The sequence below is a fragment of the Ruegeria sp. BHSA162 genome (genome assembly GCF_059613385.1).
The window spans coordinates 1-16,419 of the sequence record NZ_JBXWSK010000076.1; the positions used below are offsets into that span (position 1 = coordinate 1).

Annotated in this window: 13 protein-coding genes and 1 pseudogene; 5 read left to right on the plus strand and 9 right to left on the minus strand. The window is 63.3% G+C overall.

Going from position 1 to position 16,419, the window contains the following annotated elements:
* A partial coding sequence (gene hemB, locus AC2FM5_RS16205) for a porphobilinogen synthase (protein WP_496736808.1) occupies positions 1–932 on the minus strand: 932 nt, incomplete at its 3' end.
* A 119-nt stretch (positions 933–1,051) separates the two neighbouring features.
* Here hemB and AC2FM5_RS16210 point away from each other — a divergent pair.
* On the plus strand, positions 1,052–1,576 hold the full coding sequence (locus tag AC2FM5_RS16210; protein ID WP_170338382.1) for a component of SufBCD complex: 525 nt from the start codon (positions 1,052–1,054) through the stop codon (positions 1,574–1,576).
* Positions 1,577–1,597: 21 nt separating this feature from the next.
* A complete protein-coding gene (gene mfd, locus AC2FM5_RS16215; RefSeq protein WP_496736810.1) occupies positions 1,598–5,056 on the plus strand; it encodes a transcription-repair coupling factor in 3,459 nt (1,152 codons plus the stop codon).
* Positions 5,057–5,065: 9 nt separating this feature from the next.
* Here the strand turns inward: mfd and AC2FM5_RS16220 are convergent, their stop codons facing one another.
* The 5 genes from AC2FM5_RS16220 to AC2FM5_RS16240 all read right to left on the minus strand — a co-directional run bounded on the left by AC2FM5_RS16220 (position 5,066) and on the right by AC2FM5_RS16240 (position 10,918).
* The gene (locus tag AC2FM5_RS16220; protein ID WP_170363357.1) at positions 5,066–5,743 is read right to left on the minus strand and encodes an SH3 domain-containing protein; all 678 of its coding nucleotides are present in this window, start codon (positions 5,741–5,743) and stop codon (positions 5,066–5,068) included.
* Positions 5,740–7,404 carry a hypothetical protein gene (locus AC2FM5_RS16225; RefSeq protein ID WP_496736813.1) on the minus strand — a complete coding sequence of 555 codons (1,665 nt, stop codon included), beginning with the start codon at positions 7,402–7,404 and terminating at the stop codon, positions 5,740–5,742. The genes AC2FM5_RS16220 and AC2FM5_RS16225 overlap by 4 nt, the downstream gene beginning before the upstream one ends.
* A gap of 55 nt (positions 7,405–7,459) precedes the next feature.
* Positions 7,460–8,668 carry a multidrug effflux MFS transporter gene (locus AC2FM5_RS16230; RefSeq protein ID WP_496736815.1) on the minus strand — a complete coding sequence of 403 codons (1,209 nt, stop codon included), beginning with the start codon at positions 8,666–8,668 and terminating at the stop codon, positions 7,460–7,462.
* A gap of 76 nt (positions 8,669–8,744) precedes the next feature.
* Positions 8,745–9,404 carry a DsbA family oxidoreductase gene (locus AC2FM5_RS16235; protein WP_170338392.1) on the minus strand — a complete coding sequence of 220 codons (660 nt, stop codon included), beginning with the start codon at positions 9,402–9,404 and terminating at the stop codon, positions 8,745–8,747.
* Positions 9,401–10,918 carry a class I adenylate-forming enzyme family protein gene (locus AC2FM5_RS16240; RefSeq protein WP_496736817.1) on the minus strand — a complete coding sequence of 506 codons (1,518 nt, stop codon included), beginning with the start codon at positions 10,916–10,918 and terminating at the stop codon, positions 9,401–9,403. Before AC2FM5_RS16240 ends, AC2FM5_RS16235 begins: the two co-directional genes overlap by 4 nt.
* A gap of 65 nt (positions 10,919–10,983) precedes the next feature.
* Here AC2FM5_RS16240 and AC2FM5_RS16245 point away from each other — a divergent pair, with 65 nt between their 5' ends.
* Complete coding sequence (locus AC2FM5_RS16245) at positions 10,984–11,607, plus strand: helix-turn-helix domain-containing protein (protein ID WP_093962221.1); 624 nt, start codon at positions 10,984–10,986, stop codon at positions 11,605–11,607.
* Here AC2FM5_RS16245 and AC2FM5_RS16250 read toward each other — a convergent pair.
* The gene (locus tag AC2FM5_RS16250; RefSeq protein ID WP_093962974.1) at positions 11,604–11,831 is read right to left on the minus strand and encodes a hypothetical protein; all 228 of its coding nucleotides are present in this window, start codon (positions 11,829–11,831) and stop codon (positions 11,604–11,606) included. The genes AC2FM5_RS16245 and AC2FM5_RS16250 overlap by 4 nt on opposite strands.
* Before the next feature lie 477 nt (positions 11,832–12,308).
* Positions 12,309–14,135: an extracellular solute-binding protein gene (locus tag AC2FM5_RS16255; RefSeq protein WP_496736819.1), complete on the minus strand. Its 1,827-nt coding sequence runs from the start codon at positions 14,133–14,135 to the stop codon at positions 12,309–12,311.
* Between the two features lie 314 nt (positions 14,136–14,449).
* Here AC2FM5_RS16255 and AC2FM5_RS16260 point away from each other — a divergent pair, with 314 nt between their 5' ends.
* Complete coding sequence (locus tag AC2FM5_RS16260; protein ID WP_170458927.1) at positions 14,450–15,223, plus strand: 3-hydroxybutyrate dehydrogenase; 774 nt, start codon at positions 14,450–14,452, stop codon at positions 15,221–15,223.
* A 28-nt stretch (positions 15,224–15,251) separates the two neighbouring features.
* Positions 15,252–16,280, plus strand: coding sequence for a patatin-like phospholipase family protein (locus AC2FM5_RS16265; protein WP_170338912.1), 1,029 nt, complete (start codon positions 15,252–15,254; stop codon positions 16,278–16,280).
* Here AC2FM5_RS16265 and AC2FM5_RS16270 read toward each other — a convergent pair.
* Positions 16,281–16,419, minus strand: a pseudogene (locus AC2FM5_RS16270) (DUF502 domain-containing protein); the annotation flags it as partial.

Below are 16,419 nucleotides of genomic sequence, written 5' to 3' on the forward strand. Positions count from 1 at the left end.
TTGAAGGCCAGCAGGCTTTCCAGCATCACCTTTTCGCCGTCGATCCACCCGTTCTGCGCTGCGGCCTGGATCATCGCGTATTCACCCGACACCTGATAGGCATAGGTGGGTGCGCCGAACGTGTCTTTGACCCGCCTGCAGATGTCCAGATAGGGCATGCCGGGCTTGATCATAACCATGTCGGCGCCCTCGGTCAGGTCGCGTTCGATCAAGCGCAGCGCCTCGTTCGAGTTGGCCGGGTCCATCTGATAGGTCTTCTTGTCGCCGGTCAACGCGCCCGAGGCGCCCACCGCATCGCGGAAAGGTCCGTAGAAGGCGCTGGCATATTTCGCGGCATAGCTGAGGATCATGACGTCGTGATGGCCGGCGGCCTCGAGTGCCTGGCGCATCGCGCCGATCCGGCCGTCCATCATGTCGGACGGGCCGATGATGTCGGCTCCGGCCTCGGCCTGGGCCAGCGTCATCTTGACCAGCGCCTCGACCGTTTCGTCATTCACAATCTTGCCGTCCACCACGTATCCGTCGTGGCCGTTGATGTTGTAGGGGTCCAGCGCCACGTCGGTCATCACCGCGATCTCGGGCGCGGCCTGCTTGATCGCGCGGATGGCGCGGTTCGACAGGTTGTCGGGGTTCCACGCCTCGGCACAATCCTGCGTCTTGAGGCTGGGATCGGTGTAGGGAAACAGGCAGATCGCCGGGATGCCCATAGCCTGCGCCTCGGCTGCGGCCCTGGCGATCAGATCGACCGAGCGGCGCACCACGCCGGGCATCGAGGGCACGGGCTCTTCGATGCCCTCGCCGTCGCGCACGAAAACCGGCCAGATCAGGTCATCCACGGTCAGGGTGTTCTCGCGCACCAAGCCCCGGATCGCCTCGGACTGGCGGGCGCGACGAAAGCGGCCGTGGGGGTAGGGGGCGATTGTCGGTTTCATGGCGCGTTCTCCTTGAACAGTCGCGCATTGGGTGGCATGAATTTGCACAGGTCTCAAGGGTACCAATGGCCGCGCCGTTGCGATAGAACCGCCTGAGAATTTTGAACAATGAGGCAAGTTTGGACTGGTACTCCACGATCTTCGAGCTCATCGACATGCGCAGTTTCTCGAATCTGTGGTACTGGATCGCGCTTGCGGTGCTGTGGTCGACAGCCAGCCATTGGGTGATGGGCGTTCCCTATGATCTGGTCGTGCGCGCCCGCCGCGTCGGAGGCCAGGCCGAGACCGACCTGCTGGACATCGTGCGGATCAACACCAATCGCATCCTCTACATTGCCGACGTTTCGGGGGTCGTAATCTTGGCGCTGTGCTGTTTCCTGTTCGCAGGGCTGGCGACGCTTGGGTTTTACTATCAGGTCGAGTTCGCCCAGGCCGTGTTCCTGCTGTTGTTCCCGATGGTTCTTGTCGGCGCAAACAGCCTGCGGGTGGCCCGGAACCTGCGGCGGCAGGAGTTGACGATTGAAGCTGTGTCCAAGGCGCTGCATCGATGCCGGCTGGCGACGCAGGTCATCGGCATGTTTGCGATACTGGTCACTTCGATGTGGGGCATGTATCAGAACCTTTCGATAGGCGTTCTGGGATAGCAGATTCAGAAAGGCAGCGTGATGAAGGCTCCGAACCACGTGACAGTCGGCGGCGCCCCCGAGGGGTTTGACGCGCAGCTGGTGCTGAACGAGGTTGCCCGCTCGGGCGGGCCGGTTCTGCATGTGGCGCGCGACGACAAACGTGCCGAGGCGATGCGCGCCGCGCTGCGTTTCTTTGCGCCCGACATGCCGGTGATCCTGTTTCCCGGCTGGGATTGCCTGCCTTTTGACCGGGTGTCGCCCAACCCCGACATCGCGGCGGCGCGGGTGGCGACCCTGGCGGCACTGGTGCACCAGATGCCCGAGCGGTTCGTTCTGCTGACCACGCTGAACGCGGCCACCCAGCGCGTGCCGGCGCGCGACGTGCTGCGGCAGGCGGCGTTCACCGCTCGGGTCGGCCAGCGCATCGACGAGGCCGCGCTGCGCGATTTTCTGGTGCGCATGGGTTTCAGCCAAAGCCCCACGGTGATGGAGCCCGGCGACTATGCCGTGCGCGGCGGGATCATCGACATCTTCCCGCCGGGCGAGGCAGGGCCGGTGCGGCTGGACCTGTTCGGAGACGTGCTGGACGGCGCGCGCCGGTTCGATCCGGCCACTCAGCGCACCACCGAAAAGCTTGATCTGGTCGAATTGGCCCCGGTTTCCGAGGTGATCCTGGACGAGGCCGCCATCACCCGGTTCCGTCAGAACTATCGCATCGAATTCGGTGCGGCCGGCACGGATGATCCGCTGTACGAGGCGGTCAGCGCCGGGCGCAAGCATCAGGGCATGGAGCACTGGCTGCCCCTGTTCCACGAAAAGCTGGAAACGCTGTTCGACTATCTGCCGGATGCGACGATCACGCTGGACGATCAGGTCACGCCCGCGCGTCTGGCCCGGTGGGACAGCATCGCCGATCAATACGAAACCCGGCGTCTGGCGCTCGAGAACCGCTCGCGGATGGATTCGGTCTATAAACCCACGCCGCCGGGCCTGCTGTATCTGGACGATGACGCCTGGACCCGGGCGGTGGCGCAGCGGCGGGTGCTGCAGTTCAGCCCCCTGCCGCAGGCCAGCGGCCCGGGGGTGATCGACGCGGGCGGTCGGATCGGGCGCAACTTTGCCCCCGAGCGCCAGCAGGAAAGCATCAGCCTGTTCGGCGCGCTGGCAAGCCACATCAAGAACAAGCTTGAGAAGGGGCCGGTTCTGGTCGCTTCGTACTCCGAGGGCGCGCGCGAACGCCTGACCGGGTTGATCGAGGATGAGGGCCTGGCCGAGGCAATTCCCGTTTCCGACGGCTCGCGGATCGGCAAGCGCGGCCTGCACCTTGCGGTCTGGGCGCTGGAGCACGGCTTCGAGACGCCCGACATTACCGTGATCTCGGAACAGGACGTTCTGGGCGACCGGCTGATCCGCCAGCCCAAGAAACGCCGCAAGGCCGAGAATTTCCTGACCGAGACCCAGTCGCTCAGCCCCGGCGATTTGGTGGTGCATGTCGATCACGGCATCGGCCGGTACATGGGCATGGAGGTCGTGAGCGCCTTGGGCGCCGCGCATGAATGCCTGCTGCTGGAATATGCCGAGGGCGCCAAGCTTTACCTGCCGGTCGAAAACATCGAACTGCTATCGAAATACGGGCACGAGGAAGGCCTGCTCGACAAGCTGGGCGGTGGCGCATGGCAGGCCAAGAAGGCCAAGCTCAAGGAACGCATCCGCGAGATGGCCGACCGGCTGATCCGCATTGCCGCCGAACGCGCCTTGCGCAAGGCCCCGATCATGGACCCGCCGCCCCACGCGTGGGAGGAGTTCAGCGCCCGATTTCCCTATCAGGAAACCGAAGACCAGTTGCGCGCCATCGCCGACGTGATGGAGGACCTGCACTCGGGCACGCCGATGGATCGCCTAATCTGCGGCGACGTGGGCTTTGGCAAGACCGAGGTCGCCATGCGCGCGGCCTTTGTTGCGGCCATGTCCGGCCTGCAGGTGGCGGTGATTGCGCCCACAACGCTGCTGGCCCGTCAGCACGCCGCCAGCTTCAAGGACCGGTTCCGGGGCTTCCCGCTGGAAGTCAGGCAATTGTCACGCTTCGCCTCGGCCAAAGAGGCGCATCAGACCCGCGAAGGGCTGGCAAAGGGCACGGTCGATATCGTGATCGGCACCCATGCGCTGCTGGCCAAGGGCATCCGGTTCCAGAATCTGGGCCTGCTGATCATCGACGAAGAACAGCATTTCGGCGTGGCCCACAAGGAGCGGCTCAAGCAGTTGCGCTCGGACGTGCATGTGCTGACACTGACCGCAACGCCGATCCCGCGCACCCTGCAACTGAGCCTGACCGGCGTGCGCGACCTGTCGATCATCGGCACGCCGCCCGTCGATCGTCTGGCGATCCGCACCTATGTCAGCGAGTTCGATGCCGTCACCATCCGCGAGGCACTGCTGCGTGAGCACTATCGTGGCGGGCAGAGTTTCTATGTGGTGCCGCGCATCTCGGACCTCCCCGAGATCGAGGAATTCCTGAAGGAACAGCTGCCGGAACTGACCTATGTGGTGGCCCATGGCCAGATGGCCGCGGGCGAGTTGGACGACCGGATGAACGCCTTCTATGACGGCAAGTATGACATCCTGCTGGCCACCACGATCGTGGAAAGCGGTTTGGACATTCCCACCGCGAACACGATGGTCGTTCACCGGGCCGACATGTTCGGGCTGGCGCAGCTCTATCAGATCCGGGGCCGGGTGGGGCGGTCCAAGACCCGCGCCTACGCCTATCTGACCACCAAGCCGCGCGCGCGGTTGACTCCGGCCGCCGAAAAGCGGCTGCGGGTTCTGGGGTCGCTCGATACGCTGGGGGCGGGGTTCACGCTGGCCAGCCAGGACCTGGACATTCGCGGCGCGGGCAACTTGCTGGGCGAGGAACAGTCGGGCCAGATGCGCGACGTGGGCTATGAACTCTACCAGTCGATGCTGGAAGAGGCGATCGGCAAGATCAAGGCCGGTGAGATGGAGGGGCTGAGCGAGGCCGACGACCAGTGGGCGCCGCAGATCAACCTGAGCGTTCCGGTACTGATCCCCGAAGACTATGTGCCTGATCTGGACGTGCGGTTGGGCCTCTACCGCCGCCTGTCGTCGCTGTCGACCAAGGTCGAACTGGAGGGCTTTGCCGCCGAGTTGATCGACCGGTTCGGCCCGCTGCCGAAAGAGGTGAACACCCTGCTTCTGGTGGTGCGGATCAAGGCCATGTGCAAACGCGCCGGCATTGCCAAGCTGGACGGCGGACCGAAGGGGGCCACGATCCAGTTCCACAATGACAAGTTCGCCTCTCCGGAAGGTTTGGTCGAGTTCATCCAGAACCAGCGTGGGCTGGCCAAGGTCAAGGACAACAAGATCGTGGTGCGGCGCGACTGGAAAAAGGACAGCGACAAGATCAAGGGCGCCTTTGCCATTGCCCGCGATCTGGCCGAGAAGGTCGCCGCCGAGAAAAAGAAGAAGGCCAGCGCCTGAGGGCGCGGCCTAGTCCCCGGCCACGAACGTACACAGCTGCCAGTCACCGCTGTCCGACTTCACGAAGGCCGCGCGATAGCCGACCATCGACCAAAGGAATTCGGAATAGATATAGCCGCGCGTTCCGTCGGTCAGGATGACGCCCTGATATTCGGCCTCTTCCAGATAGTCCGGTACGATCACCACCTCGTGGCTGATCAGGTCCAGAATGGGCGCGCCGCGGTTTGGGGCCTGGCGCAGGGTGACATCCTGACCGGTCACGAAATAGGCGGTGAACGGATCCAGCTTCGCTGGCAGGGAAAGCCGCCACTGGTGCGGCATCCAGAATTCGCCATCCTCGTCGAAATAGCCGGGCTGGGCCAGCGTGGTCTCGAGGTCGCGCCAGTAGTCCTCGCGGATGGTGGCGGCATGACGGCGGTCGGACTCGGGTAGGCTCTCGGGATCGACCGTCAGATTGGCGCGGAACGTCTCGGGGCCGTCCTCGTCGCCGTGGCTGGTGTAGATCTCGGGGCAGGTGGCGGCCATCACGCCCTCGAGGTCGCGGGCGGCGACCTTTGCGCGCAGGTCCGCACGAAAGGCTTCCAGTGCCGGGTCTTGGCTGGCCTCGTCCACAGGCGGAAAGGTCTGACGGTCGGCCCAAGCGGGACCGCAGCACAGCGCGATCAGCGCAGCGTTCAACAGTTTCATTCAGCGGCTCTCATCGCGGCCTGGGCGCAGAAGCACGAGGCGCCGACGCTGCGGTCGGCGCGCGCCAGGGCCAGGTCAAGTCGTTGTCGGATCAACTGCAATTCCTCTACCGCGCCACGCGCCTTGAGGCAATCGTGCAAGCCCTTGAGGCTCCAGACATTGTCGGGATGGATCGAGGCGCGGCTGAGGGTGCCGCCCAGACCCAGATCCTCGCGATAGACGGCTTCGGCCTCGGCCACGTGGCCCTGCTCGAACAGCAGCGCCCCCAGCGCGTGGCGGGTGGGCTGCATCCAGCCCCAGGGCTCGTCATAGGGCAGATTGTCGTCCAACTCGACCGAGCGGCGCAGATGGGCGAAGGCCGTGTCGAAATTGCCTTTACGGTACTCGATCTCGCCCCGCAGCATCTCGCGCGCGATCTCCAGCAGGTCGATTACACGGTTATTGTGCAGCAGACGGGTTTCGGGCACGCGGTCCTTGGCGGCGAGGAACAGCCGTTCTTCGGCCTCGGCCGCGACCACGTCGCCTGTGGCGGCATGGGCGATGGCGCGGGCGTAATGCGTGGTGGCCGTCACCGTCAGATACAGGTCGGGATCGGGGGGCAATGGCAGGGCCTTGGCTTCTTCCCACCGGCCAAAGCGGATCAGGATATGCGGCCCCATGGCCATGTAGCTTTCGAAGTAATCCGCCATCGGCGGGCTTTCGATGCGCAGCATTTCCTCGGGCGTGGTGTCCCACAGGCCCGTGTTGGCGCGCAGGGCGGGCTCCATCTGGCCCAGGAACAACGCGCCATAGATGACGAAATGGTAATTGTGCTGGCGATAGCCGGTGTAGATGTTGAACGCGCCTTCGCGCTGGTAATATTTCAGATCGGCGATGACCGCCTGTTCGTTCCAGTGGACGACGTTCTGGTAGTGGCCGCACAGCACGTCGATATGGGTGGGCATGTGCACCAGATGTCCGGCATCGGGCACCAGCGTGCGCAGCACATCACCGGCATTCAGCGCTTTTTCCGGTGTGGGCGACATCTCCATCAGATGCACATAGAGGTGCAGCAGCCCCGGATGCGACATCGCCGCCGGATCGTTGGCCATGGCCCATTCCAACGCCTCCTGCGCTTCAAGCGTCGCGGCGCCCTCGGCAGGCTGGCCTGTCCTAAGGTCCCACATCTGCCAGGGGGTCAGGTTCAGCAGCGACTCCACATAGATGGTGCGCAGGTCCAGATGGTCGGGTCGGGCCGCGAAGGCGGCGCGCATGGCGCCGGCGAAGTCGTGGTCCCAGCGGTGCATGTCGGGCGCCGGGTCCCGCTGGGGATAGCGGGCAGGCAGGGCGCGTATCAGTTCGCGTTCGACCGGCGTGCAGCGATCCAGCAGGGCCAGTGCACACTGGGTTGCGTCATAGGCGCAGTTCAGGGCCTTGGTCTTACCGCGGTCGTCCAGCAGATCCCAGGGCAGGTTGTAGTTGGGCCCGGCGGCATAGGCCACGCCCCAATGGGCCATGGCGCAGTCCGGGTCATGCTCCAGCGCGCGCTGGAAACACACGACCGCCTCTTCGTGGTTGTAGCCGTAGGTCCAAACAAGGCCCCGGTCGAACCAAAGCTGCGCCTGATCCGAGGACGTGGTGACGGGGCAGACATGCGTGCCCAGATCGTAATAGTCGCTCATGCCGAACTCTCCCTGACTGCGGCGAGCCTAGCGCAGTTCGGGCGCGCTGCACAGGTCAGGCGGGGACGCGGTCTTCGATCCGGCCCATGTGGACCATCAGCCCGAAGGCCAGCACGCACATGATCAGAATGCCGATGCTCAGCGGCCCCAGTGTACCGTCGAACAGCAGCCCCACCGGTGCGGCGATCGCGGCGGCCAGCACGGTCGAGATCGACCCGATGACCGAGGCCGCCATGCCGGCGATATGGCCCATCGGCTCCATCGCGATGGCATTCAGGTTGCCCATGGTGACGCCGGCCATGAAAAAGACCGTGGTCTGCCAGAACACGAACAGCGCAAACGAGGCCTGCGACGACAGGTTCGACATGTTGAGGGCAATCACCAGCGAGGTGATCAGGATCTGTCCGGCCAGCGCCCAGGTCACCATCCGGCGCATCCCCACGCGCACCACGACGGCCGCGTTCAGCAGGCTGGCCGAGCCGGACATCAGCGCCACGAATCCGAACCAGAAAGGGAAGCTGTCGGCGCGGTCGTGGATCACGTCATAGACCGGCTGCACCATGGTCAGCATGGTGAACAGCATGCCCATGCACAGGGTCTGGACAAAGATCGACAGGCGCACGGTGGGGTGGGCAAACATCTCTTTCACGGCACCGACCATCAGCGGCAGGCGGAACGGGCGGCGGTTTTTCGGCGCGAGGGACTCCGGCAGACGGAACCCCATCCAGACAATGATGACCAACGCAAACAGGATAAACGACATGAACACGCCGCGCCAACCGGCAAAGGCGATCACGGCGGCACCGGCCATGGGCGCGATGGCGGGCACCAGGGTGAAGATCATCATCGCGATGGACACGATCCGCGCCATTTCCCGGCCCGAGAACAGATCGCGGATGATCGCCATCGCGACTACGCGGGGCCCGGCGGCCCCCAGTCCCTGAACCACCCGGGCAGCCAGAACCAACTCCAGCGACGAACTGGCCCAAGCCACGGCCGATGCCAGAATATAGACTGCTGCTCCGGCGAAGATCACCGGCCTGCGTCCGACCGCATCCGAGATCGGGCCGGTGAAGAACGTGCCGATTCCCATGCCAAGAACAAAGCTGGTCAGGATCAGCTGCGCCCGGTTCACGTCATCAGGGCTGAGCTGCGCGCCGATCTCAGGTAGAGCAGGCAGCATTGAATCAATCGAAAATGCGATCGTGGCAAACATCATCGCGATCAGCGCGATGAATTCGGCCTTGGAAATACGGTCAGCCATGCGGGGACTCCTTGCCCCAACGCGCTAACACGACAGGGCAAGGTGGGCTAGGTGCAATCGCGCACAGAACTCTGTGCTATTCTGCAGAGGAAGGCTCAAGCTGAGACATGATTTCGCCGATCACTTGCGCCCACAATTCCGGTGGTTGCGCCCCAGGGACCGCGTGCTGGTTGGCGACGATGAAGGTGGGGACCGAGTTTACGCCCATCTCACGCGAGTGCGTATCCCGCTGACGAATGTCGTCCCGGTCGGCGTCGGATTTCAGCAGCTTCAGAACAACTGCGGCGTCCATGCCCACGCTGTCGGCGATGTCGGCCAAAACCTCGTGGTCGCCGATGTCGCGGCCCTGCACGAAATACGCAGTGAACAGCGCATCCACCACCTGGTTCTGCTTACCCTCGATCCCTGCCCAATGGATCAGGCGATGGGCGTCCAGCGTGTTCGGGGTGCGTTTCATGGCCTCGAAATCGATGTTCAGGCCGGCCTTTTCGGCATGCTCCACCACCGGCGCATAGGCGCGAACCGCACCCTCCTTGCCACCGAATTTGCGTTCCAGGTATTCGCGCCGGTCCATGCCGCCTTCGGGCATGTCGGGGTTCAGCTGGAACGGATGCCATTCGATCACGAAGGGATGGTCCGGGACCGAGGCCAGCGCCTTGTCCAGGTTGGTCTTGCCGATATAGCACCACGGGCAGATCGGGTCGGACAGGATATCAAGCTTGACGGTCTGGGTCATTCTTCGGGTGCCTTGAAATAGGCCGGCAATGCACGGCGCAGGAGTTTTCCGTTGCCCCCGGTGGGCAGTTCGGGAAGGTGGATGAAGGCGCGGGGTTGCTTGTAGCGCGCCAGGTTGGCCTCGACATAAGCGCGCAGGGCGGTTTCGTCCAGTTTTTCCGGCCCGGAATAGAAGGCGGCGATCACGAAAGTGTCCGGTTTGACTTCGACCGCCGCCGCGCCGACCTGAGCGATTCCGGGAAACCGCGACAGGACGGATTCGACCTCGACCGGGGACACCCGGTAGCCGCCGGCGTTCATCATGTCGTCGTCGCGCCCCAGATAGGTGATCTGCCCATCCACGGCCATCGCCCCCTGATCGCCGGTCAGGAACCAGTCGCCCTGCATGCGCGCGCGGGCTTCGTCCGGGGCGTTGAGGTAGGTCAGCATCAGCCCCGGGTCCGAGCGGTGAATGGCGATGGTGCCTTCCTGCCCCTGCGGAACCGGCCCGTCGGGCCCCAGGATCGCCACGCGGCGCCCCGGTTGCGGCCGTCCCAGCGCATCGCCGCGCGCGGGGTGGGACGGGCTGGATGAGATGAAGGTCGAGCATTCCGACATGCCGTAGGCCTCGTACAGCTCGGTCCCGGTGGCCTGTACCCAGCGTTCGTGCAGGGCGCGCGACAGTTTCTCGCCGGCGCTTAGGCCGTGGCGCAGATCGGGCAGGGGCAGCGTGTCCGCCGCGTTCAGCATCTTTCGGTACACGCCGGGGGCGGCCGCAAAGATCGAGGCGCGGTGGCGGCACAGCAACCCGGGCAAGGCGGCCGGGTCGGTTCCGGGTTCGGGGATCAGCGCTGTGGCGCCGATGGTCCACGGGTCCATCAGGCCGGTGCCCAGCGTGTAGGTCCAGTTGAACGCGCCCGCGTGGCACAGGCGGTCGGCCTCACGCAGGCCGTACCAGCCATCGACCATCATCTGCCGCGCCCAGATCGCGCGATGCGCATGGGCCACGGCGCGTGGCTTGCCCGAGGTGCCCGAGGTATAGACGACATAGGCCATGCGTTCCGGATCGCCCATGTCGAACGACGCGGGCGGCAGGTCGCGCATGGCGGCAAGGTCGGTCAGGCCGATCTGGTTGGGGTGCGCGGCACAGGCCACGGACGGATCGCGCAGAATGGCGGCTGGAGACAGTTCCCGGATCATCCGCTCCGTTTCCGGCTCGGTCAGTTGCGAGGAGGTCGGTACCGGGATCAGCCCGACGGCGATCGCCCCCAGATAGGCTATGGGAAAATCGACCGTATTGCCCAGACGCATCAGCACGATGTCGCCGGGCACCAGGCCCGCACGCAGCAGCCCGGTTCCGGTGCCCAGAACCGCGGATTTCAACTTCGCAAAGGTCCAGTCGTCCGAACCGTCAGGGCGCAGCACGGACAGGGCCACCTTGTCGGGCGTGGCATCGGCGCGGCGCAGCACATGGGCGGCCAGGTTGAACAGCGCGGGGCAGGGCGTCGGCGGCCCCTGATCGAAGATCGAAAACATGCGCCTTGGCTATTGCCCTTTGTCACGCGTTGCAAGCGCGCGGCGCTGGCCCTATAGAATGACGCATGACGAGCAAAGACCACAAATCCATCGTACGCATCGCCCGCGACAACGGTTCCCGCACCGAGCTGGAGCCGGTAGATCTGGGTGCCCGCGTGCGTGAACTGCGCAAGGCGCGGAAATGGACCCTCGAGCAGGCGGCGAACCAGGCCGGGTTGGCCCGGTCCACGCTCAGCAAGATCGAAAATGGCCAAATGTCGCCGACCTATGATGCGCTCAAGAAGCTGGCGATCGGTCTCGAAATCTCTGTACCGCAGCTGTTCACCCCGCCCGAGCGGGATCAAGTGATCGGTCGCATGGCGGTGACCAAGATGGGTGAAGGCACCGCGCACGCCACTACGACCTACGAGCACGAGTTGCTGGCCGAAACGCTGACCAAGAAGCAGATGCTGCCCTATCGGGCCCGCGTGCGCGCCCGGTCAATGGACGAGTTCGACGGCTGGGTGCGTCACGATGGCGAAGAATTCCTGTATGTGCTGACCGGCGTGATCCGCCTGTACACCGAGTTTTATGAACCGGTTGAGATGCGTCGGGGCGACAGCGCCTATTACGACGGCAGCATGGGGCACAACGTGATCTCGGTAAGCGATGAGGACGCGACCATCCTGTGGGTCACGTCGCTGGCCTAACGCCGGGCAAGCTCGCGGTTCAGGCCCTCGGTGTAAAGGAAATCCTCGACCTCTTCATGGGCCTCGTTCACCGTCAGGTGGTGCCGCTCGGCCAGATAGGCCTCAAAGCGTTTCCTGTCCGTCCTCACGCGCGCCATATCCTGATCGCGCAGGTTCGGAAAACGGCGCTTGGCACGTGCGTAGGACGCGCTCCAGTCTTGTGTCAAATCAGTCCAGTTCAACATCTGCGAGCCTTCCGTGGTTCGGGTTTCAGGACTGCTCTTCCCCAGACCAGCGTACGGAGCGCGCAGCCCGCGCGAAGACATGACAAAATGTCGCAGGTCGGGGTGCTGGAAAATCAAAGCGGTTTTTCACGCCGTGCTCGGCCCGTTTTCCCACTCACTGTCGGTTTTGGCGATCGTTCAAATGCTCGCACTCTGGACTGCGCCGAATACAGGGCTTTGTTCTATCTAAGAAATCTGTTTTCGGTGCAGGTGTCCGTTGCGTCGATCCTCACTTGGATTGCGAGATATCGTGGTAACAGGCGTTCCACCCGCAAAAAGTAGTCAAATGCTCTAGAAATAGCGGCCAGCGGGGTTGTTTGATCGCCTTTTGGTGTTTGGTCACATGTGCCGAAAATTGCCGACGCCCGCGCGGCGCCCGATCCGCACCAAGTGCATCACTTGAAATGGGCCGGGGCACAAGCCCCTACCGGTTACCTGCTACTCCTCGTACCACCAGACATCGGGCATGAACTGCGGTCCGTCGCCGTAGATTGGCAAGATCTGAGGATGCTTCATTTCCTTCACATGGGCGATGCGGCCAACATCAAAGCTCCAGATTGGAATGACATACCGTCCGGCGGTCAGAACCCTGTCAAGCGCGCGGGTGGCGGCCACGAAATCCTCACGGCTTTCCGAGGCCAGCATCGCATCGATCAGCCCATCCACTGCCGGAGAGGTGACCCCCATCAGGTTGCGTGTCCCTGAAGCATCCGCGCCTTCGCTGCCCCAGTAGAGGCGTTGTTCGTTGCCCGGCGACAGCGACAGCGCGCGGCGGAACGGGGTCATGTCGAAATCCAGCTCGGACACCCGCTGGGTGTATTGTGCGTCATCCACCTTGTCGACGGTCAGCTCGATCCCCAGCCGTTCCAGCGCGCGGGCATACATCTCGGCGATCGCATCCACGTTCTGAACCACATTCAAGCTTCCCTGACTGATGACCAGGGTTATCTTGAGGGGCTCTCCCGCTGCGTTCTTCAGCACGCCGTCCTGGATTGTCCATCCGGCTTGCTCCAGCAGATCAGCGGCCTTGCGGATGTCCTTTCGGTTGCGAACCGAGTCGTCGCCTTCGGGCAGAACATACCCTTCCAGAGTTCCCGGCGGCAGATCAGCCGCGTAGGGCTGCAACATCTCAGCCACCCGACCGGTTGCCGGTCCGGGTTGCATCGCCAGTTCAGACCCCGAAAAATACGAGGTGATCCGAGGCTGAGCACCGCCAGTGATCGTGCCGTTGATGAATTCAAAATTGAACGCAAGGGTCAGCGCCTCGCGCACGCGCCAATCGTCAAAGGGCGCTTTGCGCGTGTTCATGACCAGACCTGTCATGCCCGAGGGCTTTTTATGCGGAATCTCGGTTTTGATGACATCGCCGCGCTGAACGGCCGGGAAATCGTATTGCGTGGCCCATTTGTCGGCGTTGAACTCGCGGACGGCCGACAGCGCGCCGGCCTTGAAGGCCTCGAACAGAACCGTCTGGTCGCCGTAGAACTCCAACCGCATCTCGTCGAAATTCATGGTACCCCGGCGGAACGGGACATCGTTGCCCCAATAATCCGGATTGCGTTCGAGGTTCACGAAACGTCCGGCCTCGTAGTCATCGATGACATAGGGGCCGGTGCCAATCGGGACATCTTGCAGGGATGCCTCGGCGAAATCCTTGCCCTCCCATTGGGCTTTCTTGAGGATCGGCCGCAGCCCTGCGATCAGGGCCAGCTCGCGGTCTGGCTCGTTGAAGATGATCCGGACCGAGCGTGGTCCGGTCTGCTGAATACTGTCGATCTTGGCCCACAGACCGCGATAGCGCAGATGCCCCTGCGTTCCGAGGGTCTCGTAAGACCAGATCACATCGTCAATCGTGACCGGCGATCCGTCAGAGAATCGGGCAGTCTCACGCAGGGTGAATTCGACCCAGGATCGGTCCGGCGCGGTGCCGATTGATTCGGCCAAAAGCCCGTAAAGAGTGAAAGGTTCGTCCCACGAACGGCCCATCAACCCCTCGTGGGTCCAAAATCTCAGCTGCCAAGGGGCGGTGCCTTTTTGCACAAACGGGTTGAGACTGTTATAGCCGCCGGTATTGCCGAACACGACCTTGCCGCCCTTGGGCGCGTCGGGGTTGGCATAAGGCAGCGACACAAAATCCGGTGGTAGGGCCGGGTCTCCATACATAGCTATGCCATGGGTCGATTCTGCTTGCGCTAACGTGGCGACAACCGAGGCAGCGATTCCCGCGATCAACGGGCGGATGGGACGGAGAATATCGGGGCTCATTTTGGAAACAATCCTGCTCTGGCCTTATTTTGTTGGGATTCACCGTACCGATGATTTTTCTTATTATCAAACTTTTAGCTTGGATGACGGCGCGGAATTGCTTATAAAGGTTCCACTGCTCGATAGGTTTCTTGCCTGTATGAAACCTGCCTCAATAACTTAACGCCCGCTTCGTGCGGGCGTTTTTTTCTGCCTCGAGCTCCGAACTTCCCGCCCATAAATTGACCGTATCCGCAACCGGGTCTTTCCCCGTTTATTTTGCAGGTGCAGCATGGCACTGTGTCTCCAAATCATGAGTCTGTGGGAGACCCAAAATGAACCTGTCGGGAAAAACAGCAATCATCACCGGATCGAACTCGGGCATCGGGTTGGGCATTGCGCGCGAATTGGCCAAGGCGGGGGCCGACGTGGTTCTGAACTCGTTCACCGACCGCGATGAAGATCACGCGCTGGCGGCCGAGATCAGCAAGGAGACCGGAACCAACGCGCGCTACATCAAGGCCGACATGTCCAAGGGCGAGGAATGCCGGGCGCTGATCGAACAGGCCGGAGCCTGCGATATCATGGTCAACAATGCAGGCATTCAGCACGTCGCCCCGATCGACCAGTTCCCGGTCGAGAAATGGGACGCGATCATCGCGATCAACATGAACTCGGCTTTTCACACGATGGCGGCGGCGCTGCCGATGATGCGCAAGGCCGGGTGGGGGCGGATCGTCAATATCGCCTCGGCGCATGGGCTGACTGCATCGCCCTACAAGGCGGCTTATGTGGCGGCCAAGCACGGGGTCGTCGGCATGACCAAGACCGTTGCGCTGGAAACCGCGCAGGAGCCGATCACCTGCAACGCCATCTGTCCGGGCTATGTGCTGACACCGCTGGTCGAGGCGCAGATCCCCGACACGATGAAGGAATACAACATGAGCCGCGAGGACGTAATCAAGAACGTCATGCTCGAACGGCAACCCTCGAAAGAGTTCGCGACCGTCGAACAGCTGGGTGGAACCACCGTGTTCCTGTGCTCAGACGCTGCGGCCCAGATCACCGGCACCACGATCTCGGTCGACGGCGGCTGGACCGCGTTGTGATCCGCGGCGCGCGCCGGGGCCGGCGGACATGGTAAAGCGCATCAATCTTGCCCTGCAGGGCGGCGGCGCGCATGGCGCCTTTACCTGGGGCGTGCTGGACCGTCTGCTGGACGATGAAGACATCGAGGTTGCGGCGATCACCGGAACCTCGGCCGGGGCGCTTAACGGGGCTGCGTTCAAGGCCGGCATGGTCCATGCCGGTCGTGATGGCGCGCGCGAGACCCTGAACGCCCTGTGGGAGAGGATGGGCGCTGTGGGCGACATGCGCATCGCCAACTGGCTGGCCGGAATGGAACCTGCCCAGATCGCGCAGGCGATGGAGTATTCCTTGCCGTTCTCGGTGGCTGATACCTGGTCGCGGATGGTGTCGCCCTATGCCTATGGACCGTTCTACCGCAATCCGCTGGCCCCGGTGGTCGAGGCGTTTGATTTTGGCGAGGTCTGCGCCGATCAGGGGCCACGCCTGTTCGTCTGCGCCACCTGTGTGCGCAGCGGCAAGATCCGTGTTTTCACGGGCGATGAGGTGACGACTGACGCGATTCTCGCCTCGGCCTGCCTGCCGAACCTGTTCCAGGCGGTTGAAATCCACGACCCCGAAACCGACCGGACCGAAGCCTATTGGGATGGCGGCTATACCGGCAACCCGGCGCTGTTTCCGCTGTTCAACGCGGGCCTGCCCGAAGATGTGGTGATCGTGAACATCAACCCGCTGGAGCGCGACGAGGTTCCCAAGACCCCGCAGCAGATTCAGAACCGGATCAACGAGATCAGCTTCAATTCTTCCCTTCTGCGCGAGCTGCGGGCGATCAACTTCGTGCAGCGCCTGTTGGTCAAGGGCAAGCTGAAGGCGGGTGAAATGAGCCGGGTCTTCGTGCACATGATCGCCGATGACGCGCTGATGAACAGCCTGTCGGTGGCGACCAAGACAGTGCCCAACCCGGTGGTTCTGCACAGCCTGAAACAGGCGGGACGGGCCGCGGCCGACCAGTTTCTGGCCGATCACAAACCCGATCTGGGTGCGCGAAGCTCCGTTGATCTGCCCGCGATGTTCGGCTGATCACTCGGGCGGCTGCGTGGGGTCTTTCTGGTTCGGATAGACCAGCCCGGCCGAGATCACCAGTTTGGCGGCATCCTCGATCGTCATGTCCAGCAGGATCACGTCTTCCTCGGGGAAGAACAGAAGAAAACCCGAGGTT